This window comes from Azospirillum doebereinerae, from assembly GCF_003989665.1.
GTDB classification, from domain to species: domain Bacteria; phylum Pseudomonadota; class Alphaproteobacteria; order Azospirillales; family Azospirillaceae; genus Azospirillum; species Azospirillum doebereinerae.
In genome coordinates this window covers 191,282-211,389 of sequence record NZ_RZIJ01000009.1, presented here as the reverse complement: position 1 = coordinate 211,389, position 20,108 = coordinate 191,282, and the positions used below count along the sequence as shown (strand labels likewise).

Genomic DNA, 20,108 nt, shown 5'->3' with positions numbered 1-20,108 from the left:
TTGCGGGGGCACCCATGATCGGAAAGCTGAACCACATCGCCATCGTCGTTCCGGATCTGCCGGCGGCGACGGCGCTCTACCGCGACACGCTGGGCGCCGCCGTGTCGCAGCCGGTCGATCTGGCCCCGCATGGCGTCACCGTGGTCTTCGTCAACCTGCCCAACACCAAGATCGAGCTGCTGCACCCCTTCGGGGACGCCTCGCCGGTCGCGGGTTTCCTGGCGAAGAACCCGTCGGGCGGCATCCACCACGTCTGCTACGAGGTGGACGACATCCTGGCGGCGCGCGACCGGCTGAAGGCGGAGGGCGCGCGGGTGCTGGGCGACGGCGAGCCCAAGCTCGGCGCCCACGACAAGCCGGTGCTGTTCCTGCACCCGAAGGATTTCTGCGGCACGCTGGTGGAACTGGAGCAGGTCTGAAACGGCCTTGCGATAAGAGGGTGCGATGGACGGCTGGGTGACGGGGATTTTCGTCTACATCGTCGTGTGGTGGGTGGTGCTGTTCGCGGTGCTGCCCTGGGGCGTGCGGACTCCGGACAACCCGGAGCCCGGCATGGCGTCGAGCGCGCCCATCGAGCCGCACATGCTGCGCAAGGTGATCGCGACCTCCGTCGTCGCGCTGCTCGTCTGGCTGGTGATCTACGCCATCGCCCAGTCGGGGCTGGTCTCCTTCCGCGACATGGTCAAGGATCTGTGAGAGATGCCGTGAGCCTGACCTACTGCGCCGCCGCCCCCGGCCACCCCTTCCATGGGCCGTACCACGAGCGCGAATACGGCTTCCCCAGCGCCGACGAACGCATCCTGTTCGAACGTCTGGTCCTGGAGATCAACCAGGCCGGCCTGTCCTGGCTGACCATCCTCAAGAAGCGCGAGGCGTTCCGCGCCGCCTTCGACGGCTTCGACGTGGACCGCGTCGCCGCCTACGGCGAAACGGAGCGGGCGCGGCTGCTGGCCGACGCCGGCATCGTGCGCAACCGCCTGAAGGTCGACGCCGCCATCGACAACGCCCGGCGGATCATCGCCCTGCGGGCCAGCCACGGCTCCTTCGACGGCTGGCTGCGCGCCCATCACCCGCTCGGCAAGGCGCAGTGGGTGGCGCTGTTCCGCAAGACCTTCCGCTTCACCGGCGGCGAGATCGTCGGCGAGTTCCTGATGAGTCTGGGTTATCTGCCGGGCGCCCACCAACCCGATTGCCCGGTCCAGGCGTCGGTCCTGGCCGAGGCGCCGCCGTGGAAGAGCGCCATGGACGCCGGCTTCACCGGCTATAATGACTGAAAGATAGGCAAACACCGCTTCCGGATGCGGCAACCGCCCAGTCCTCAGGCAAAAAAGCAAGTTTTTTAAGCAGAGCTTCCGTCTGCCTCTGTTTTGGGCTTGCCAACCCCGGTGGCCGGGTCCACATTTTTATGTGTGACGAGGGGGGATACGATGTTCCCTCTTTTCCGACGCCTGGTGGCGATTCCTCCCTAAACTCGAAAGGCCGCGCCGGACAACCGCGCGGCCTTTTTTCTGTGCGCCGGGGGGGCGGGCGCTCCGGGTCGGTTACTTTCCGCCGGTCTGGCAGGAAACGTTAACGGTTTACTTGGTAACGTTGTTTCGATACCCACATGAAAGATGTCCCTGCGAACCGGTCGCGGGGACGGCAGCCGGTTTCGGGCGCGGAAGGAAGGACAGTCGAGGCATCCGATGGCCGCGAACGAAAACGAACGCTTCGACCAGTTCGCCGCGGTGCTGACGACCGAACTGCTGGAGCGCACCCGGAAAAACATGGAGCTGCTGGCGCCGGAACAGCAGCCGCGTTCCCGGCTTCCCTTCATCCAGACCCCGTCCTTCGTCGAATTCTACGCCGATCTGGTGCGGGTCGGCATCCTGCCGGTCGTGCTCAGCCGCCGGCCGGTCCGCTCCATCGTCGGCGACGTCGACTGGCGGCGGGAGGGGCGCGAGTATCTGCTGACGGTGCTCGACGACCGCTCCAACGCGGTGTTCACCGCCTGGGACTACGCCTGGGATTCCCTGTGGGACGAGCGCAAGGTCGGCGCCGACAGCGCCGCCTCCAACGCCGCCAAGCCCAAGAAGGGCTTCCTCAGCGCTCTCTTCGGCCGCAGGAACGCCGCCAAGCCCGAGACCAAGCCGGCCGGGGAGGGCGAGGGCGGGGTGATGGCCGGCCTGCACAGCATGCTGACCGAACTGGGCGAGCGGCGCGGCTTCCTGCCGCTGTTCCACGAGGACGTGCGCATCCTGAAGGGCATGCCCCGCGTCAAGCCCGGTCGTCTGGCCCAGGCGTGGAAGGAGATCTCCCAGTACCACCACCAGGAATTCTACATGGACGAGAAGGAGCAGGCGAAGCCCGGCGTCACCTCCGACTGTCTGCAGAAATGGCATTACAATTTGCCGGACAAGATCGGCGAGTTCCTGGTGATCAAGGCGGCGGTCGATCTGGAGCATGTGAACAAGCCCTTCATCGGCAAGTACATCCGCCAGTCCGCCCGCACCCAGGAGGAGGCGGAGAAGGGCATGCCCTATCTGTCGATCTACTGGAAAGCCATGTCGAATCCGGCCATCGTTCACCAGCAGCACAGCCTGTAGGGAGACGCGGCGATGCGCGCGACGGCGATGACGGTTCTGATGGCGACGCTGATCGCCGCGCCCCCCGCCTTGGCGCCCCCGGCCTTTGCGCAGGGCCGCCCGGCGGTGGACTTCTCAGCCTGCCAGACGCTGACCCGGCACCGCCCGGCGGCGGATGTGGAGTACCGGCCGGGCGTGGACGTGCGCGGCCGCCCGGTGGCGCCCGCCGACCTGCCGGGCTCGGCCCCCACCGTTCCCCTCGATCGTTTCGACATCCCGGTCTCGGGCGATCTGGCCCGCGTGATCGGGCTGAACGTGCCCGGACGCGACAGCAACGTCCAGGTCGGCTGGCTGTCGCTGGAGGGAAACCACTTGTTTTTCAACGGCCAGCCCATCGGCGGCCCCGCCGAGGCGGAGCTCTACGCCTATTGCCGGTCGCGCTGAGCCGCCTCCAAGCCCTCTCCCGCTCCGGGAGAGGGAGGGGACCCGCGAAGCGGGGAGGGTGAGGGGCTATCGGGCGTGGTACGCAATCCATGTCCCGCTGGCCCCTCACCCGCCCCGCTGCAGCGCAGTGGACAATCCGGGGCGACCTTCCTAAAGTCGCTGTCCCCACCTGGGCCGTGGTCTTGACCCGTCGCGGCCCCGAACACCTCGCAGACGAGATCCGAGCCATGCGGCTGTCCAGCTTCTTCATGCCGACCCTCAAGGAGACCCCGACGGAGGCGCAGATCGTCTCGCACCGCCTGATGCTGCGGGCCGGGATGATCCGCCAGACCAGCGCCGGCATCTACGCCTGGCTGCCGCTGGGTCACCGGGTGCTGAAGAAGATCGAGCAGATCGTCCGCGAGGAGCAGAACGCGGCCGGCGCTCAGGAACTGTTGATGCCGACGATCCAGTCGGCCGACCTGTGGCGCGAGAGCGGCCGCTACGACGATTACGGCAAGGAGATGCTGCGCATCACCGACCGCCACGACCGCGACATGCTGTTCGGCCCGACGAACGAGGAGATGATCACCGACATCTTCCGCAGCTTCGTCAAGAGCTACCGCCAGCTTCCGCTGAACCTCTACCACATCCAGTGGAAGTTCCGGGACGAGATCCGCCCCCGCTTCGGCGTGATGCGCGGGCGCGAGTTCCTGATGAAGGACGCCTATTCCTTCGACATCGACGCGGCCAGCGCGCGGCGCTCCTACCAGAAGATGTTCCTGGCCTACCTGCGCACCTTCGCGCGGCTCGGCCTGAAGGCGATCCCGATGCGCGCCGACACCGGCCCGATCGGCGGCGACCTCAGCCACGAGTTCATCATCCTGGCCGAGACCGGCGAGAGCGGCGTCTTCTGCCACAAGGATTGGATGGAGCTGGACGTCCTGAAGGACGCCCCCGGCATGGACGACGACCTGCAGCCCTTCTTCGACCGCGTCACCGGCATCTACGCCGCGACCGACGAGAAGCACGACGTCGCCAACAGCCCGGTGCCGGAGTCCGATCTGGTCTCGGCGCGCGGCATCGAGGTCGGCCACATCTTCAACTTCGGCACCAAATACTCCAAGCCGATGAACGCGGTCGTCGCCGGCCCCAACGGCGAGTCGGTCCCGGTCGAGATGGGTTCCTACGGCATCGGCGTCTCGCGCCTGATGGGCGCGATCATCGAGGCCAGCCATGACGACAACGGCATCGTCTGGCCCGACGCGGTGGCCCCCTTCAACGTCGGCCTGATCAACCTGAAGGTCGGCGATTCCGAGACCGACCGGGTCTGCCAGGATCTCTACGCCAAGCTCCAGGCCGCCGGCCTCGACGTGGCCTACGACGACCGCGACGAGCGGCCGGGCGCCAAGTTCGCCGACATGGACCTGATCGGCGTGCCGTGGCAGCTGGTGGTCGGCCCGCGCGGCCTGAAGACCGGCGTGGTGGAACTGAAGCGCCGCGCGACGGGCGTGAAGGAAGAACTTTCGGTCGATGCCGCCTTGGCCAAGCTTACGCAGTAAGTTCGCCTTTCCGGCGCCATGGTGGCTGTGTAGGTTGGGCGCGCCCGTCGTGCCCAACCCACCCGTTGCGCCCATGGCGGGTCCGGTCACACAGCCCACGGCGTTCCAAGCATGATCTTCACCGCCTTCGAACGCATGGTCGCGATGCGTTACCTCCGGGCGCGCCGCCAGGAAGGGTTCATCTCGGTCATCGCGGGGTTCTCGCTGCTCGGCATTGCGCTGGGGGTGGCGACGCTCATCATCGTCATGTCGGTGATGAACGGCTTCCGGGCGGAGCTTCTGGGCCGCGTGCTCGGCCTCAACGGCCATCTCAACGTCTACAACGCGCGGGGCGGGCCGCTGCCCGACTTCGACGTCCTGACCGGCACCCTGCGCAACACGCCGGGCGTCGTCAACGTCACCCCCACGGTTGAGGGGCAGGCTCTGGTCTCCGCGCGCGGCGTCGCGTCGGGCGCCGTGGTGCGCGGCGTGCGGGCGGAGGATTTCCGCGCCCGCCCGACCCTGGCGCGCGGCGTCGTCCGCGGCAAGGCCGAGGATTTCGGCGAGGACCGCATCGCCATCGGCAGCCGCATGGCGCAGCGCCTGGGCCTGTCGGTCGGCGACCAGTTGACGCTGATCGCGCCCCAGGGCAACGTCACCGCCTTCGGCACCGTGCCGCGCCTGCGCAGCTACCCGATCGGCGCCATCTTCGACGTCGGCATGTTCGAATACGACAACAGCTTCGTCTTCCTGCCGCTGGAGGAGGCGCAGGCCTTCTTCCGCACCGGCGACGCGGTGACCTCGCTGGAGATCTTCGTGCAGGACCCGGTGCAGATCCGCGCGGCGCGCGACGCGGTGCAGTCGGTGGTCGCCGGGGTGGGCCGGGTGGTGGACTGGCAGCAGTCCAACTCCAGCTTCTTCACCGCGCTCCAGGTCGAGCGCAACGTGATGTTCCTGATCCTGTCGCTGATCATCATGGTGGCGGCCTTCAACATCATCTCCAGCCTGATCATGCTGGTGAAGGACAAGGGGCGCGACATCGCCATCCTGCGCACCATGGGCGCCACGCGCGGCATGATCATGCGCATCTTCTTCCTGTCCGGCGCCAGCATCGGGGTGACCGGCACGCTGCTGGGCCTCGCGCTCGGCGTGTCCTTCGCGCTCAACATCGAGACGATCCGGCAGGCGATCCAGGCGCTGACCGGCACCAACCTGTTCTCCGCCGAGATCTATTTCCTCTCGCAGCTGCCGGCCAGGATCGACTGGAGCGAGGTGACGCAGGTGACGCTGATGGCCTTGGGCCTGTCCTTCGCGGCGACGATCTACCCGTCCTGGCGCGCCGCCCGTCTCGATCCGGTGGAGGCCCTGCGCTATGAATAACGAGCCGATGCTGGAACTGTCGGGAATCGTCCGCCGCTTCGAACAGGGCGGCACGGTGCTCGACGTGCTGCGCGGGGCCGAGCTGACGGTCCGCGCGGGCGAGCTGGTGGCGCTGGTCGGTCCGTCCGGCGCCGGCAAATCGACCCTGCTCCAGATCGCGGGCCTGCTGGAGAAGCCGACCACCGGCACCGTCCGCATCGCCGGAACCGACGTGTCGGATCTCGACGACGGCAAGCGCACCGAGGTGCGGCGGCGCTCCATCGGCTTCGTCTACCAGTTCCACCACCTGCTGCCGGAATTCTCGGCGCGGGAGAACGTGGTGCTGCCGCAGATGATCGCCGGGGTCTCCAAGAGCATCGCCAAGCAGCGCGCCGACGAGCTTCTGCGCATGGTCGGGCTGGATGCGCGCGGCAGCCACCGCCCGGCCCGGCTGTCGGGCGGCGAGCAGCAGCGCGTCGCCATCGCCCGCGCGCTGGCCAACGCGCCGTCGCTGCTGATCGCCGACGAGCCGACCGGCAACCTCGACCCCCACACGGCGGAGAACGTCTTCGCCATGCTGACCGCCATCGTGCGGCAGGCGCGGGTCGGCGCGCTGGTGGCGACGCACAACCTGGAGCTGGCGCGTCGCATGGACCGGGTGCTGGAGATGCGCGACGGCGTTCTGGTGGAGCACGCGGCGGCACCGGAGGCGGCGGTGCCGGAAGAGGCGTAGGCCGAAAGGTTTCCCGCCCGCGCGGTTGCCCATTACCGGCGTCGTACCCATTCTTGACCGAAACCAACCATGTGGCGGGGGCTCTCAGGGAATGGACCAGAAGATCATCGATCTTTACGACGAGTACACCCACGCGCCGCTGCCGCGCCGGGTCTTCCTGGAGCGGCTGGTGGTTCTGGCGGGGGGCGCCGCCGCCATCCCGGCGATCCTGGCCAGCATCGAGCCGAACTACGCCCGCGCCGCCGTGGTGGGCGAGGACGACAGCCGTTTGGCCGCCGAGAAGGTCAGCTTCCAGGGCGCGACCGGCGACGTGTCGGGCTACATCGCGCGGCCCAAGCTGATCGACAAGGCCCCGGCGGTCATCGTCATCCACGAGAACCGCGGCCTCAACGCCTATGTCGAGGACGTCACCCGCCGGCTGGCGACCGAGGGCTTCGTCGCCTTCGCGCCCGATCTGCTGTCGCCGCTGGGCGGCACGCCGCAGGACGCCGACAAGGCGCGCGACATGATCGCGCAGCTCGACGCCGACAAGACGGTCAACAACCTCGTCGGCGCCATGAGCTACCTGATGGCCTACCGGTATTCCTCCGGCAAGGTCGGGGCGGTCGGCTTCTGCTGGGGCGGCGGGATGATGAACCGGCTGGCGATCAAGGCGTCGGACCTCAAGGCCGGCGTCGCCTTCTACGGCCCGCCGCCCGACCCGGCGCTGGTCGGCACGATCAAGGCGCCGCTGATGCTGCATTACGCCGGTCTCGACCAGCGCCTCAACGCCGCCGTCCCGGCCTATGACGAGGCGCTGACCAAGGCCAAGGTCGAGCATCAGGTGTTCATGTACGACGGCGTCAACCACGCCTTCCACAACGACACCTCGGCCGAGCGCTACAACAAGGAGGCCGCCGATCTGGCCTGGACGCGCAGCGTCGCGTTCCTCAAGGCCAAGCTGGCGTGATCTGATTTCTCCCTCTCCCGTCCCGGGAGAGGGAAGGGGCCCATGCGATCGCATGGGAAGGGTGAGGGGCTATCGGCCGTGGTGCGCAATCCATGTCCCCATAGCCCCTCACCCTCCCCGCCTTCGGCGGGTCCCCTCCCTCTCCCGGGGCGGGAGAGGGCGCTTTACGCCCCGGCCCGCCGCAGTCCCGGCAGCTTCAGCACCGACAGCGCCAGCCCGCCGAACACCAGCAGCCCGCCCGCCAGCTTCAGCGTGGTGAAGGTCTCGCCCAGCAGCAGCGCGCTGGAGCTCATGCCGAAGATCGGCACCAGCAGCGAGAAGGGCGCCACGAGGCTGGCGGGGTAGTGCCGCATCAGGAAGCCCCAGGCGGCGAAGCCGAACAGCGTCGCCGCCCCCGCGATGTAGACCAGCGAGCCGACTCCGACCCAGCTCAGCCCGGTCAGGGCGTGCCCGATCCGCTCCGGCCCCTCCGCCACCAGCGACAGCGCCAGCAGCGGCAGCGGCGGCACCAGGCTGACCCAGACCATCATGCGGAACAGGTCGGGCGCCTTGGCCTTCTTCATCACGATGTTCGCCACCGCCCAGGACGCCGCCGCCGCCAGCGTCATCCCGAGGCCGAGCAGCGAGCTGCCGCTCGGCATCTCCGTCGCGATCAGCCCGACGCCGGCAAAGGCCAGCAGCATGCCGGCGATCTGCTTGGCCCCCGGCCGGTCGCCCAGCGCGAATACGGCGAAGATCGCCGTGAAGAAGGCTTGGCTCTGCAAGACCAGCGAGGCCAGTCCCGCCGGCATGCCGACGTCGATGCCGAAGAACAGCAGCGGGAACTGCACCACGCCCAGCGGCACGCCGATGGCGACGATCCAGCGCCAGGGCAGCGGCGGCCCCTCGCGCCAGCCCAGCACCAGCACCGGCAGGGCCGCCAGCGCGAAGCGCAGGGCGCAGAAGAAGACCGGCGGGAAGTCGCGCAAGCCCAGCTTGATCGCGACGAAGTTCAGCCCCCAGACGGCGGCGACCGCCACGGCGAGCAGGATGTGGGAGGTGCGCATGATCCCGAGCCTAGGCAGGCCCCTCGGACCGGTCAACACGGCCACCCCCGCGCGCCGCGCGGGTCAGCGATCCGTCCGTGCGCGTCGCGCTCAGGGATCGGCGTGCAGGATGCGGCACTCGTCCGACGCGTTGATCGCCCAGGACGACCCGCTCAGCGCCAGGCTGCCCAGATCGCCCAGCGTGGCGCTGCGGAAGGTCACCCGCTTGCCGCGCGCGAAGGGCGCCAGCTCCTCCAGATAGGTCTTGGTCGGGACGGACACGTAGAGCCCGCCGCCCGGCAGCCCGCGCGCGCCCAGCATCAGCTTGGCGCCCTGGTCGAAGCTGGCGGTCAGCTCGTAGCGCTCGCCGGGGGTGGCCGCCGTCACGCCGGTCAGGGTGAAGCCCGATTCGGCCGACGCGGTGCGGAACACCATGCCGAGTCCGCCGTCCGACTCCTCGGCGGCGCGCGCCGCCTGGCAATAGGTCCTGCCGCTGCCGGGCTTGTGGATGGTGACGGCCCACCCGCTGCGCGGGGCGCTGCGGAAGGGTTGGCCGGCGGCGCTTTCCAGCCCGCGCGGCGCCGGCGGGGCGGGGGTGGGGGCGACCGTCGTCTGGCAGGCGGCCAGCGCCAGCAGCACCAGCGGCGCGGTGAGTCGAGCGTTCCCCAGACCAAAGCGCCGCCGCCCAAGGTGCTGCCGATCCATCGCGGCCCTCCCCCTCGCTGTTCCCGTTTTGCCGTTCTGCATAACACGAACGCGTGCGCCGGGCGACGGTGGAGGCGCGAGCGCCGCCTGTGCTAGAACCGGACGGTCGTTTCCGAACAGCACGGTTCCCATGACCCACGCCGACTTCATCCATCTGCGCGTCCACTCCGCCTATTCGCTGTCGGAGGGCGCCATCAAGGTGAAGGAGCTGGTGAAGCTCTGCCACAAGCAGCGCATGCCCGCCGTCGCGGTGACCGACACCGGCAACCTGTTCGGCGCGCTGGAGTTCGCGCTGGCCGCCGCCGACACCGGGGTGCAGCCGATCCTCGGCACCGTGCTCGGCATCACCCGGATCGGCCCGGCGGCGACCAAGCCCGGCCTGCCCGGCAAGGCGGCGTCGGTCCCCGACCAGCTCGTCCTGCTCTGCCAGAACGAGGAGGGCTACCGCAACCTGATGACCCTGGTCTCCAAGGCCTTCCTCGAATCCGACCCGCTCGCCGGCCCGCAGGTGGCGCTCGACGCGCTCGACGGGCATTCCGGCGGGCTGATCGCGCTGACCGGCGGCGTCGGCGGCTCGCTCGGCCGGCTGCTCGGCGAGGGGCAGAAGGATCTGGCGCTCGACACGCTGGAGCGGCTGAAACGCCTGTTCCCCGGCCGCCTCTACGTCGAGCTGCAACGCCACCCCGGCGGCCATTTCGAGGCGCAGGAGAACGCCATCGAGCCGGCGCTGATCGACCTCGCCTACGCCCACGACCTGCCGCTGGTCGCCACCAACGACTGCTACTTCGCCGACACGGAGATGTACCAGGCCCACGACGCGCTGCTCTGCATCGCCGAGGGCGCCTACATCAGCCAGAGCGAGCGGCGCCGCCTGACCCCCGACCACCATTTCAAGTCGGCCGAGGACATGCGCCTCCTCTTCGCCGACCTGCCCGAGGCGATCGAGAACACGCTGGCCATCGCCCGCCGCTGCTCCTTCCTGCTGAAACCCATCAAGCCGATCCTGCCCCCCTTCGCCTGCGAGGACGGCCGCACCGAGGACGACGAGCTGCGCGCCCAGTCGCGCGCCGGGCTGGAGATGCGGCTGGAGAAGGCCGTCTACACCCCGGAGATGACCCCGGAGCAGCGCGCCGAAACCCGCAAGACGTATTTCGACCGGCTGGAGTTCGAGCTGGACGTCATCGTCGGCATGAAGTTCCCCGGCTACTTCCTGATCGTGTCGGACTTCATCAAATGGGCGAAGGACCGGGACATCCCGGTGGGTCCGGGGCGCGGGTCGGGCGCCGGCTCGGTGGTCGCCTGGGCGCTGACCATCACCGACCTCGACCCCCTGCGCTTCGGCCTGCTGTTCGAGCGCTTCCTGAATCCCGAACGCGTGTCGATGCCCGACTTCGACATCGACTTCTGCCAGGACCGCCGCGAGGAGGTGATCCGCTACGTCCAGGACAAGTACGGCAGCGACCGCGTCGCCCAGATCATCACCTTCGGTAAGCTCCAGGCCCGCGCCGTGCTGCGCGACGTCGGCCGCGTGCTCCAGATGTCCTACGGGCAGGTCGACAAGATCTGCAAGATGGTGCCGAACAACCCGGCCAACCCGGTCACCCTGCAACAGGCGCTCGACAGCGAGGAGATGCTGCGCGCCGCGCGCGACGGCGACGAGACGGTGGCCCACCTGATCGACATCGCGCTCAAGCTGGAGGGTCTGTTCCGCCACGCCTCGACCCACGCGGCCGGCGTGGTGATCGCCGACCGCCCGCTGCACGAGCTGGTGCCGCTCTACCGAGACCCGCGCTCGGACATGCCGGTCACCCAGTTCAACATGAAATACGTCGAGCAGGCCGGTCTGGTGAAGTTCGACTTCCTCGGCCTCAAGACGCTGACCGTCCTCCAGACCGCCGTCAACCTGATCCCGGAGAAGCCCGACCTCGCCACCGTCCCGCTCGACGACGAGAAGAGCTACCAGCTTCTCAGCCGCGCCGAGGCGACGGGCGTGTTCCAGTTGGAAAGCTCGGGCATGCGCGACGTGCTGCGCCGCCTCAAGCCCAACCGGCTGGAGGACATCATCGCGCTGGTGTCGCTCTACCGCCCCGGCCCGATGGACAACATCCCGAAATACATCCGGGTGAAGAACAAGGAGGAGCCGGCCGACTACATGCACCCGTCCCTGGAATCGATCCTGAAGGAGACCTTCGGGATCATGATCTACCAGGAGCAGGTCATGCAGATCGCCCAGGTGCTGTCCGGCTACTCGCTGGGCGGCGCCGACCTCCTGCGCCGCGCGATGGGCAAGAAGATCAAGGAGGAGATGGACAAGGAGCGCTCCAAGTTCGTCGACGGCGCGGCCGCGCGCGGCGTCGAGCCCGAGCGCGCCAGCCTGATCTTCGACCAGGTGAACAAGTTCGCCGGCTACGGCTTCAACAAGAGCCACGCGGCGGCCTACGCGCTGGTCGCCTACCACACCGCCTACCTCAAGGCGAACCACCCGGTGGAGTTCATGGCGGCGTCGATGACGCTCGACCTCGGCAACACCGACAAGCTGAACGTCTTCCGCCAGGAGCTGGCCCGCCTCAAGATCAAGCTGCTGACCCCGGACATCAACAAGTCCGACGCCATCTTCGGCGTCGAGCAACTCGGCGACGGGGTGAAGGCGGTGCGCTACGCGCTGGCCGCCGTCAAGGGCGTCGGCGCGCCGGCCATGAAGGCGGTGGTGGAGGAGCGGCGGAAGAACGGCCCCTACCGCAGCCTGTTCGACTTCGCCCGCCGCCTCGACCTCAAGACCATCAACAAGCGCCAGCTCGAGAACCTCGCCTGCGCCGGGGCCTTCGACGGGATGAACCCCAACCGGGCGCAGGTCCACGCCGCGCTGGAAACCGTCATCCGCTACGCCCAGGCGGAAGCCGCCGAGCGCGACAGCGGCATGGTCGGCAGCCTGTTCGGCGGCGGGGGCGGCGGCCTGCCGGAACCGAACCTGCCCAAGGTCAAGGACTGGGACCCGCTGGAGAAGCTCAAGCACGAGTTCGGCGCCATCGGCTTCTACCTGTCGGCCCACCCGCTCGACGCCTATTCCGGGCCGCTCGGCCGCATGAAGGTGGTGCGCTCGGCCGATCTGGCGACGGCGGCGGCGCGCGGCGGCTCGACCCGCTACAAGATGGCCGGCATCGTCGTCTCGAAGAAGGAGAAGACCGCCAAGTCGGGCAACCGCTTCGCCTTCGTCGAGCTGTCCGACGCGACCGGCGGCTACGAGGTGACGCTGTTCTCGGAGATCCTGGCGGTCAACCGCGAGCTGCTGGAGCCGGGCACCCCGGTGCTGATGACGGTGGACGCCCAGCTCAACGGCGAGGAGGTCCGCCTGACCTGCCAGGACATCCGCCCGCTGGAGGAGGCCGTCGCCTCGGTCAGCGCCGGCCTGCGGGTGGTGCTGCGCGACGGCGGTCCCATCGAGGCGCTGAAGGCGACGCTGGAGCGCCTGTCGCGCGGCAAGAGCAAGGTCAACGTGCTGGTCGAGATCGAGCCCTTGAAGGAGGTCGAGATCGAGCTTCCCGGCGCCTACACCATCACCCCGCAGAGCCGGGGCGCCCTGAAGGCGGTGCCGGGGGTGGTCGAGGTGGCGGAGCTGTGAGGACGGCGGGGGCACGCCCGGCGGCGCCCGGCGGCGCCCGCGCCGGGACGGCCTCACCCAAGATTGACGACCCTGTTCACCTCGCCGTATCCGCCGCTGTAGTTCCGGAGGATCTGGGCGTAGAAGGTCCAGCCGAAGGTGCCGGCCACGCCATAGACGATGCAGCATTCGGCGCCGAGGCTGTCGTTCGTCCCGGTGATGTAGCCCGCCTTGTGGAGCTGGACACCGTAGCCGGTCAGGGCCGTCGCGTTGGCCGCCACATTGATCTGACCGGCTGTCTTCAGGTTGGAATGGGCGATCCGGATGCCGCCCATCTTGAAGCGTTTGACCCCGAACGAACATCCGGTCAGCAGGTTGGTCATGACGACCTTCGCCGAGGTCCAGAACCCGACGTCGAGGGTCGTCGTCATGTTGTCGTTGTACTTGAGCCATGCGATCCTGGCCGTCTTGCTGGCGGTGGGCGTCAGGGAAAGATAGGTGAGATTTCCCATCGAATGGCCGTCGGCCGAACGCACATGCCCTTTCATCACGGCCTCCACCGAGCCATCGCAAAGCCCGCTGGCTGGAGAGTCGTAGTTCTCGATGACGTTCTTGCTGAGGAACGCCGTCGGGTTCGCGATCAGGTCGTCGATCGCATCGGCCATTCGCATCTCCGCGACAAAATGATGGATTTCCATCCGGAATACGCACGCAATTGAAGAAGGGCAATCGGCTTGTTACCGCATAATGAGAAAGTCCCCGCCCTGACTTCGCCCCATCATCCCGCTGCCCGACGCCATCCATGACGCTTCCTCCCCACGGTTTCCGTCGCTTCGTCGCCATCGACTGGTCGGGGGCGCGCGGCAAGCGTTACGCCGGCGTCGCGGTGGCCGAATGCGCGGCCGGACACGAGGCGCCACGGCTGGTGACCGGGCCGGGCGGCTGGTGGTCGCGGACCGCCGTGTTTGACTGGCTGCGGACGGAACGGGTGCGGGAGCCGGCGCTGGTCGGGATCGACTGCGCCTTTTCCCTGCCCTTCGCGGTGGCGGCGCGCGGCTTTCCCGGACAGGACGCCACCGTCTTCGACCTTTGGGACGCGGTGGAGGAGGTCTGCGCCGGCGAGCCGGATTTCGGCGGCGCGCCGTTTGCCGAGCACGCGCTGCACGGCGCCGGATTCTGGCATCGCGGCCCGCAGCCGGACTGGTACGACGATCCGCACCGGGCGACGGAGCTGGCCTGCCGCGCCGACGGCCTCGGCAACCCGCAGAGCCCCTACAAGCTGATCGGCTCCAAGCAGGTGGGGAAGGGCGGGCTGGCCGGCATGCGGATGCTGCGCGCGCTGCGCATCGCCGAGCCGGAGCGCGTCGCCGTCTGGCCCTTCGAGGATCCGGCGCCCGGCCGCACCGTGCTGACCGAGATGTACCCGCGCCTGTTCCTGAAGCGCACCGGCTTCGGCCAGCGGAAGATCCGCGACGGCGCGGAGGTGGATTCGGCGCTGGCGCAACTCGGCTCCCGCCCGGCCGGGCTGACGGGCGCGGTCAGCGACCACGACTCCGACGCGCTGGTGTCGGCGGCGGGGCTGCGCTGGCTGGCCGGCTGGCCGGAGGCCTGGGCGCCACCCGCGCTGGACGAGCGGGCGCGGCGGCAGGAGGGGTGGATCTTCGGCGTGGGCATGGGCGGCTGAGGGCGGCTGAGGTCAGCGTCCTGGCGGCAGGAGCAGGGCGGCCGCTCCATCCAGGTCCGACACCTCCGCGTAGGGCAGCCAGTCCGGGTTGCCGGTTTCGCCCCGCCGGTTCACCCAGATGCCGCGCAGACCCAGGTCATGGCAGGCCTTCATGTCCCAGTGCATGCCCATCGCCACGTGCACCGTTTCGTCCGGCGTCACGCCCATCTTGCGGTGGGCGTATTCGAAGAGCTGCCGCGACGGCTTGTAGGCCCGCGCCTGTTCGGCGGTGATGACGTGGTCGAAGGGCACGCCGATGCGCGCCACGGTCGGCGCGATGAGGTCGTCGTCGGAGTTGGTGAAGATCGCGAGCTTGTAGCGCTCGCGCAGCCGCCGCAGGGCCTCCGGGACCTCGGGGTGCGGCCCCATCGTCATGGGGGACGCCGCGATGCCCTCGATCTCGTCCGCGCTCGGGGTCAGGCCGTGTTCGCCGAACGCGGCCGCGAAGCCGATGCGCAGGATGTCCTTGTAGAGGCGGTGCGGCCTCTCCGCCGTCAGGCGCCGCCCCTGCGCGGAGAAGCTGTCGAGGATCGCGGAGGCGCTCACGCCGCCCGCGCCGTGCGTCGCCAGCGTCGCGCCGATCTCGCGCAGAAGCACCTCGTGCCACCGCACGAGCGTGCCATAGCAGTCGAAGGTGATGACCTTCGGCGCGGGATCGAGCGTGAACATCGAGGTGTCGGGTTCGGGCATCGGGAGAGCCTGCGGTTGGTGGGTGGGGGGAAAGGGCGTCGCCAAACGGCGCCGGCACGCGTCCGGACGGGCTGCTTGCGGCCCTCGATGCCGTCAAACAGCTCAGGCCGCCGGTCCATCGCGCCAGCTTCAAGGGGAAGTCGCGATGGAGCAAAGCCACAGCCAGCCGGGTTCTTGCAAAAACCCCCGCGAAAAGGAAAATTTACCTATACCATGACGCGCCCTTTTCCCTCGCCCCCGGAGCCCCGCCATGCCCCTCGACGCGCCCGCCTCTCCCACCGCCAACTTCCCCCGTTGGGCCGAGGAACCCCCGGTGCCGCCGGACGGTTCGCTGGTTCCGGGATCCCGCTTCGCCGAGGAGCAATGGGTGATGGCCGCCGGCATGCTGGCGCGCGGATCCTCCTTCCTGCACGTCGCGCGGGCCATGGGGTGCAGCCGCACCACGCTGTGGCGGGCCTATTACGGCTCGCAACCCCTGCGCGTCCGGGTCTGGTGGGAGCGTCAGGCGCTGAACCGCGAGGCGGAGCTGCGGCTGTCGTCGCTGCGCGATCTGGTGGCGCAGCAGGTGGAGCGGCTGGTGGCGATGGGCGATCCGGCGACGGTGCGCTGGGCGGCCGACCGGCTCGGCCTGTTCGCGGCGGCGGACGCTTCCCTCCGGCCCCAGCCCGAAACCGGAACCGGCTTCCCTCAACCGTCCGACCCCGGCGCCCACCTGTCTCCCTCTTCCGGGGCGGGAGAGGGCTTCGGCGTCACCGGTGATCGTGCCGCGCCCGCCGAAACCGTCTTCGGTCCGCCGGCCGTACCCCTGTTCCCCGCCTTCGACGACGACGACGCGGTCCCCGGCGCCTTTCGCGAGCACGTCTTGCCCGACCCCTCCGCCATCGCCGCCATCCTGGCCCGGCCGGAGGCGGAAGGCCCCAAGGGCGCCTATCCCTGGACCTTCAACCCCGACGACGCCTACCCCAGCCTCGGCTCGGCGGAGGAGCGGCGCGGCAAGGGCGTGTACCGGCTGTCCGGCGAGCGCGCCGGATGACCCGGCCGGGCGTGCCGAGGACCACGGAACGGGACGGAAAAGCGTTCCACGGCGTTTCAAACGTTCCAAACCGCCCGCCGTCTCCGGCCCGGCCCGCGCCGGTCTCAGCCGCCGCCCAGCGCCGCCAGCACCGCCGCCAGCACCGCCGCCGTGTCCATGACCGTCGCGTATTCCCCCGACAGGTTCGCCAGCGACAGGTCGTGGACCTCCTCGGCGGTCCGGTGCCGGCCCGACCAGTCGAGCCGGGCGAAGGTGAAGGTCGCGTCGCTCACCACCCGCGTGTCGTAGCCGAGATTCCCGGCCATCCGCGCCGTCGCCTCGACGCTGTTGTTGGTGATGACGCCCACGACGACCAGCGTCCCGATCCCGCGTTCCCGCAGCCACGCGTCCAGATCGGTCCCGACGAAGGCGCTGTGCACCGTCTTGGCCACCACCCGTTCGCCGGGCAGCGGCAGCGCCTCGTCCTTGAACGGATGCCCCGGCCCGCCGGGACGGTAGGTCGATCCCGGCTCCGTCGAATCGTGGCGCACATGCACCACCGTCCGCCCGGCCCGCCGCCACGCGCCCAGCAGCGCCGCGACGTTGGCCTCCGCCTGCGGGTTGTTGCGCGGACCGACCCGCGCCCAGCGCGGATCGTCGATGGCTTTTTGCAGGTCCACCACCAGCAGGGCGGCGTCGGTGGGCAGGCGTTCCGTCAGCCCTTCTGGTGGTCTTTCCATGCGCGCGCTCCCGGTCCAAGCGTCCGCCGCGTGACAAGCGGGCGCGTTTCTGGCTCTATTCGGCCACGACTCCCCCTTGTCCCGTCAACCCCCGTGAGGATCCGTGCTCGCTTCGCCTGTCTCCCTGCTCGCGGTCGCCGTGGGGGGCGCCGCCGGATCGGTGGCCCGCTACCTGCTGATCCTGGCGGTCGGGCAATGGCTCGGCACGCGGTTTCCCTTCGGGACGCTGATCGTGAACGCCTCCGGCTGCCTCGCGATGGGCGTGCTGTCGGAACTGGCGGCGCTGGCCTGGTCGCCGTCGCCGGAGACGCGCGCGCTGGTCTTGGTCGGCGTGCTGGGCGGCTTCACCACCTTCTCCTCCTTCACCCTGGACATCGGCGTCCTGGTGGGGCGGAACGAGCTGGGCGCGGCGATGGGGTACCTTCTGGCCTCGGTGGCGTTGTCCATCCTTGGTTTCTTTGCCGGCCTGTGGGCCGTGCGTTCTCTTGTTCCGGTGTCTCTGTGATGAACGATTCCGCCTCCAACCCCGCCCCCAAGCCCGCGTCCGACTCGCCCAAGGAAAGCCGGGTCGAGAACCGCAAGGTGACGGGGGACGAGGCCGACATGCGCCTCGACCGCTGGTTCAAGCGCCACTACCCCGACGTGAACCACAGCTACCTGCAAAAGCTGCTGCGCACGGGGCAGGTCCGCATCGACGGCAAGCGCGCCGAGACCTCCGACCGGCTGGCCGCCGGGCAGATCGTCCGCGTGCCGCCGCTGGCCGACTGGGCCGCGCCGTCGTCCAAGGGGCCATTGGTCGTCACCGGCAAGCCCAAGCCGCTGGTCTCCGACAAGCAGGCGGCCGAGTTGCAGGCGATGGTGCTCTACCGCGACGCCGACGTGATCGCCATCAACAAGCCGGCCGGGCTGGCGGTGCAGGGGGGGACCAACACCGCCAAGCACCTCGACGGCCTGCTGGACGCGCTGCGTTTCGACGGCAACGAGCGGCCCAAGCTGGTCCACCGGCTCGACAAGGACACCTCGGGCGTCCTGCTGCTGGCGCGCACCAGCTTCGCCGCCACCAAGCTGACCGAGATGTTCCGCGGCACCGAGGTGCGCAAGATCTACTGGGCGGCGACGGTCGGCGTGCCCAAGCCCTACCAGGGCAAGATCGACCTCGCGCTCGCCAAGGAGGCCGGCCCCCACGGCGAGCGCGTCGCCGAGGGCAAGGAGGACGCCCGCCGCGCCCTGACCTATTATTCGGTGCTGGAGAACACGGGCAAGCAGTCGGCCTTCGTGGCGATGTGGCCGCGCACCGGCCGCACCCACCAGCTCCGCGTCCACATGGCGGCCATCGGCACGCCGATCCTGGGCGACGGCAAATACGCCGGGCAGGACGCCTTCCTGGCCGGCGCCGAGCTGACCAAGAAGCTGCACCTGCACGCCCGCCGGGTGATCCTGCCCAACCCGCGCGGCGGCAAGGCCATCGACGTGACGGCGCCGCTGCCCGACCACATGCTGGCGACCTGGAAGTATCTGGGCTTCAGCGCCAACCTGCGCGACGACCCCTTTGAGGATCTGGAATGACCGCGCCGTTGCGCCCCTCGTTGCGTCTGGCTCTGTTCGACTGCGACGGGACGCTGGTCGACAGCCAGTTCGCCATCATCGACGCCATGACGGCGGCCTGGGCCGAGCATGGGCTGGGCGTGCCGGACCCGATGGCGGTCCGCCGCATGGTCGGGCTGTCGCTGGTCGAGGCGGTCGCCCTGCTGCTGCCGGCGGAGGCGCCGGATCTCCACGTCGCCGTCGCCGAGAGCTACAAGCGGGCCTTCGCCGCCAGCCGGGGCCGGGGCGAGGTGCACGAGCCGCTGTTCCCCGGCATCCTCGACACGCTGGCCGCGCTGGCCGACGCCGGGGTGCTGCTGGGGGTGGCGACCGGCAAGTCGCGGCGCGGGCTGGACGCGGTGCTGAAGGGGCACGGCATCACCGGCCGCTTCGTCACCCTGCAGACCGCCGATGTCGGGCCGGGCAAGCCGAACCCCCATATGGTGCAGCGCGCGCTGGCCGAGACCGGGGCGGCAGAGGCCGGCACGGTCGTCATCGGCGACACCACCTACGACATCCAGATGGCGCGCAACGCGCGGGTGGCGTCGGTCGGCGTGTCCTGGGGCTACCACGCGGTGGCGGAGCTTGAGGCGGCCGGCGCCGACCGCATCGTCCACGGCGGGGCCGAGGTCGCGCGCGCGGTGCTGGATCTGCTGGAAAGGTAAGCGATGAAGCGTTTCTACAAGGGCGCCGCCGTCGGCGCCGCGCCGGCCTCCGCCTCTGGGGCCGGTTTCCAGGTCGAGTTGGACGGCCGTCCCATCCGCAGCCCGGCCAAGGCCCCGCTGGTCTTCCGCTCCCAGGCGCTGGCCCAGGGCGTCGCGGCGGAGTGGGAGGCCCAGGGCGACAAGATCGACGCCGCCGCCATGCCGCTGATGCAGCTCGCCAGCACGGCGGTCGATCTGGTCCCGGCCAAGCGCGGCGAGATCGTCGACGCGGTCTCGGCCTACGCCGAGACCGACCTGCTCTGCTACCGCGCCGAGCACCCGGAAACCCTGGTGGAGCGGCAGGCGCGGGTGTGGCAGCCGCTGCTCGACTGGGCGGCGCTGCACTACGACGCCCCCCTGCGGGTCTGCGCCGGGCTGATGCCGCAGCCGCAGGCGCCCGAAGCCTTGCGCGCCTTGCGCAACGTGGTGGAAGGCTACGACGACTGGACGCTGGCGGCGCTGCAGACCGTGACGGGGGCCTGCGGCTCGCTGATCGTCGCGCTGGCGCTCCTCGAGGGCCGCATCGACGCGGCCGAGGCGTTCGAAGCCTCGCAGATCGACGAGAGCTTCGAGATCGAGCGCTGGGGCGAGGATTCGGAGACGACCAAGCGCCGGGAACTCCTGCGCCTCGACATCGACGCCTGCCGGCGCTTCGTCGATCTGCTGCGGGCGTAAGGAAACGGAAAAGGCCCCCTTCCGCTGGGGAAGGGGGCCTTCTCGCGTCATCCGGCTGCGGGGGCAAGACCGGACGGAGGGGT

At 69.5% G+C, this 20,108-nt stretch carries 21 protein-coding genes; 16 read left to right on the top strand and 5 right to left on the bottom strand.

Annotation, left to right across the window (positions count from 1 at the left end; genetic code table 11):
- Window positions 1-14: 14 nt before the first annotated feature.
- From mce to EJ913_RS13750, 9 genes are all read left to right on the top strand, one after another.
- Complete coding sequence (mce, locus tag EJ913_RS13790) at window positions 15-419, top strand: methylmalonyl-CoA epimerase (RefSeq protein ID WP_126998746.1); 405 nt, start codon at window positions 15-17, stop codon at window positions 417-419.
- Window positions 420-456: 37 nt separating this feature from the next.
- Window positions 457-696 (top strand): DUF1467 family protein, encoded by a 240-nt coding sequence (locus EJ913_RS13785; RefSeq protein WP_238521594.1) that lies wholly within the window; start codon window positions 457-459, stop codon window positions 694-696.
- A gap of 8 nt (window positions 697-704) precedes the next feature.
- Window positions 705-1,274: a DNA-3-methyladenine glycosylase I gene (locus tag EJ913_RS13780; RefSeq protein ID WP_126998742.1), complete on the top strand. Its 570-nt coding sequence runs from the start codon at window positions 705-707 to the stop codon at window positions 1,272-1,274.
- A 411-nt stretch (window positions 1,275-1,685) separates the two neighbouring features.
- Window positions 1,686-2,585, top strand: a complete 900-nt coding sequence (locus tag EJ913_RS13775) for a hypothetical protein (RefSeq protein WP_126998740.1) — start codon at window positions 1,686-1,688, stop codon at window positions 2,583-2,585.
- Between the two features lie 12 nt (window positions 2,586-2,597).
- Window positions 2,598-3,008, top strand: a complete 411-nt coding sequence (locus EJ913_RS13770; protein WP_126998738.1) for a hypothetical protein — start codon at window positions 2,598-2,600, stop codon at window positions 3,006-3,008.
- Between the two features lie 227 nt (window positions 3,009-3,235).
- Window positions 3,236-4,549: a proline--tRNA ligase gene (gene proS / locus EJ913_RS13765; protein WP_126998736.1), complete on the top strand. Its 1,314-nt coding sequence runs from the start codon at window positions 3,236-3,238 to the stop codon at window positions 4,547-4,549.
- Window positions 4,550-4,660: 111 nt separating this feature from the next.
- Window positions 4,661-5,908, top strand: a complete 1,248-nt coding sequence (locus tag EJ913_RS13760) for a lipoprotein-releasing ABC transporter permease subunit (protein ID WP_126998734.1) — start codon at window positions 4,661-4,663, stop codon at window positions 5,906-5,908.
- Window positions 5,901-6,620: an ABC transporter ATP-binding protein gene (locus tag EJ913_RS13755; RefSeq protein WP_126998732.1), complete on the top strand. Its 720-nt coding sequence runs from the start codon at window positions 5,901-5,903 to the stop codon at window positions 6,618-6,620. Before EJ913_RS13760 ends, EJ913_RS13755 begins: the two co-directional genes overlap by 8 nt.
- Window positions 6,621-6,711: 91 nt before the next feature.
- Window positions 6,712-7,569 carry a dienelactone hydrolase family protein gene (locus tag EJ913_RS13750; protein WP_126998730.1) on the top strand — a complete coding sequence of 286 codons (858 nt, stop codon included), beginning with the start codon at window positions 6,712-6,714 and terminating at the stop codon, window positions 7,567-7,569.
- Between the two features lie 164 nt (window positions 7,570-7,733).
- Here EJ913_RS13750 and EJ913_RS13745 read toward each other — a convergent pair whose 3' ends face one another.
- Window positions 7,734-8,615 (bottom strand): EamA family transporter, encoded by an 882-nt coding sequence (locus tag EJ913_RS13745; protein ID WP_126998728.1) that lies wholly within the window; start codon window positions 8,613-8,615, stop codon window positions 7,734-7,736.
- A gap of 90 nt (window positions 8,616-8,705) precedes the next feature.
- Window positions 8,706-9,299, bottom strand: coding sequence for a hypothetical protein (locus tag EJ913_RS13740; protein ID WP_126998726.1), 594 nt, complete (start codon window positions 9,297-9,299; stop codon window positions 8,706-8,708).
- A gap of 130 nt (window positions 9,300-9,429) precedes the next feature.
- Here EJ913_RS13740 and dnaE point away from each other — a divergent pair, with 130 nt between their 5' ends.
- Window positions 9,430-12,918, top strand: coding sequence for a DNA polymerase III subunit alpha (gene dnaE, locus EJ913_RS13735; RefSeq protein WP_126998724.1), 3,489 nt, complete (start codon window positions 9,430-9,432; stop codon window positions 12,916-12,918).
- Window positions 12,919-12,971: 53 nt separating this feature from the next.
- Here dnaE and EJ913_RS13730 read toward each other — a convergent pair whose 3' ends face one another.
- Window positions 12,972-13,562, bottom strand: a complete 591-nt coding sequence (locus tag EJ913_RS13730) for a hypothetical protein (protein ID WP_126998722.1) — start codon at window positions 13,560-13,562, stop codon at window positions 12,972-12,974.
- A gap of 137 nt (window positions 13,563-13,699) precedes the next feature.
- Between EJ913_RS13730 and EJ913_RS13725 the strand changes: the two genes are divergently transcribed.
- Window positions 13,700-14,581, top strand: coding sequence for a hypothetical protein (locus tag EJ913_RS13725; protein WP_126998720.1), 882 nt, complete (start codon window positions 13,700-13,702; stop codon window positions 14,579-14,581).
- 12 nt (window positions 14,582-14,593) lie between these two features.
- Here the strand turns inward: EJ913_RS13725 and EJ913_RS13720 are convergent, their stop codons facing one another.
- Entirely contained in the window at window positions 14,594-15,310 is a 717-nt protein-coding gene (locus EJ913_RS13720; protein ID WP_126998718.1) for a haloacid dehalogenase type II, read from the bottom strand.
- A 250-nt stretch (window positions 15,311-15,560) separates the two neighbouring features.
- Here EJ913_RS13720 and EJ913_RS13715 point away from each other — a divergent pair, with 250 nt between their 5' ends.
- Window positions 15,561-16,343 carry a hypothetical protein gene (locus EJ913_RS13715; RefSeq protein ID WP_126998716.1) on the top strand — a complete coding sequence of 261 codons (783 nt, stop codon included), beginning with the start codon at window positions 15,561-15,563 and terminating at the stop codon, window positions 16,341-16,343.
- A 104-nt stretch (window positions 16,344-16,447) separates the two neighbouring features.
- On the opposite strand, the gene EJ913_RS13710 is transcribed toward EJ913_RS13715, so the two are convergent.
- Window positions 16,448-17,062, bottom strand: coding sequence for a cysteine hydrolase family protein (locus EJ913_RS13710; protein WP_126998714.1), 615 nt, complete (start codon window positions 17,060-17,062; stop codon window positions 16,448-16,450).
- Window positions 17,063-17,165: 103 nt separating this feature from the next.
- On the opposite strand from EJ913_RS13710, the gene crcB reads away from it, so the two are divergent.
- The 4 genes from crcB to EJ913_RS13690 are packed head-to-tail and all read left to right on the top strand — an operon-like array spanning window position 17,166 to window position 20,025.
- Entirely contained in the window at window positions 17,166-17,567 is a 402-nt protein-coding gene (gene crcB, locus EJ913_RS13705; RefSeq protein ID WP_126998712.1) for a fluoride efflux transporter CrcB, read from the top strand.
- Window positions 17,567-18,628 (top strand): RluA family pseudouridine synthase, encoded by a 1,062-nt coding sequence (locus tag EJ913_RS13700; RefSeq protein WP_126998710.1) that lies wholly within the window; start codon window positions 17,567-17,569, stop codon window positions 18,626-18,628. The genes crcB and EJ913_RS13700 overlap by 1 nt, the downstream gene beginning before the upstream one ends.
- On the top strand, window positions 18,625-19,311 hold the full coding sequence (locus EJ913_RS13695; protein ID WP_126998708.1) for an HAD-IA family hydrolase: 687 nt from the start codon (window positions 18,625-18,627) through the stop codon (window positions 19,309-19,311). Before EJ913_RS13700 ends, EJ913_RS13695 begins: the two co-directional genes overlap by 4 nt.
- A 3-nt stretch (window positions 19,312-19,314) precedes the next feature.
- Complete coding sequence (locus tag EJ913_RS13690; RefSeq protein ID WP_126998706.1) at window positions 19,315-20,025, top strand: ATP12 family chaperone protein; 711 nt, start codon at window positions 19,315-19,317, stop codon at window positions 20,023-20,025.
- Window positions 20,026-20,108: the final 83 nt, after the last annotated feature.

Excerpts from the sequence above, each read along its gene's own strand:
- EJ913_RS13750 (WP_126998730.1), top strand. The coding sequence starts at position 6,712 with ATGGACCAGAAGATCATCGATCTTTACGACGAGTACACCCACGCGCCG.
- EJ913_RS13755 (WP_126998732.1), top strand. The coding sequence starts at position 5,901 with ATGAATAACGAGCCGATGCTGGAACTGTCGGGAATCGTCCGCCGCTTC.
- EJ913_RS13710 (WP_126998714.1), bottom strand. The coding sequence starts at position 17,062 with ATGGAAAGACCACCAGAAGGGCTGACGGAACGCCTGCCCACCGACGCC.
- EJ913_RS13775 (WP_126998740.1), top strand. The coding sequence starts at position 1,686 with ATGGCCGCGAACGAAAACGAACGCTTCGACCAGTTCGCCGCGGTGCTG.
- EJ913_RS13700 (WP_126998710.1), top strand. The coding sequence starts at position 17,567 with ATGAACGATTCCGCCTCCAACCCCGCCCCCAAGCCCGCGTCCGACTCG.
- EJ913_RS13770 (WP_126998738.1), top strand. The coding sequence starts at position 2,598 with ATGCGCGCGACGGCGATGACGGTTCTGATGGCGACGCTGATCGCCGCG.
- EJ913_RS13745 (WP_126998728.1), bottom strand. The coding sequence starts at position 8,615 with ATGCGCACCTCCCACATCCTGCTCGCCGTGGCGGTCGCCGCCGTCTGG.
- EJ913_RS13725 (WP_126998720.1), top strand. The coding sequence starts at position 13,700 with ATGACGCTTCCTCCCCACGGTTTCCGTCGCTTCGTCGCCATCGACTGG.
- mce (WP_126998746.1), top strand. The coding sequence starts at position 15 with ATGATCGGAAAGCTGAACCACATCGCCATCGTCGTTCCGGATCTGCCG.
- EJ913_RS13720 (WP_126998718.1), bottom strand. The coding sequence starts at position 15,310 with ATGCCCGAACCCGACACCTCGATGTTCACGCTCGATCCCGCGCCGAAG.
- proS (WP_126998736.1), top strand. The coding sequence starts at position 3,236 with ATGCGGCTGTCCAGCTTCTTCATGCCGACCCTCAAGGAGACCCCGACG.
- EJ913_RS13730 (WP_126998722.1), bottom strand. The coding sequence starts at position 13,562 with ATGGCCGATGCGATCGACGACCTGATCGCGAACCCGACGGCGTTCCTC.
- EJ913_RS13715 (WP_126998716.1), top strand. The coding sequence starts at position 15,561 with ATGCCCCTCGACGCGCCCGCCTCTCCCACCGCCAACTTCCCCCGTTGG.
- EJ913_RS13690 (WP_126998706.1), top strand. The coding sequence starts at position 19,315 with ATGAAGCGTTTCTACAAGGGCGCCGCCGTCGGCGCCGCGCCGGCCTCC.
- EJ913_RS13760 (WP_126998734.1), top strand. The coding sequence starts at position 4,661 with ATGATCTTCACCGCCTTCGAACGCATGGTCGCGATGCGTTACCTCCGG.
- dnaE (WP_126998724.1), top strand. The coding sequence starts at position 9,430 with ATGACCCACGCCGACTTCATCCATCTGCGCGTCCACTCCGCCTATTCG.
- EJ913_RS13695 (WP_126998708.1), top strand. The coding sequence starts at position 18,625 with ATGACCGCGCCGTTGCGCCCCTCGTTGCGTCTGGCTCTGTTCGACTGC.
- EJ913_RS13740 (WP_126998726.1), bottom strand. The coding sequence starts at position 9,299 with ATGGATCGGCAGCACCTTGGGCGGCGGCGCTTTGGTCTGGGGAACGCT.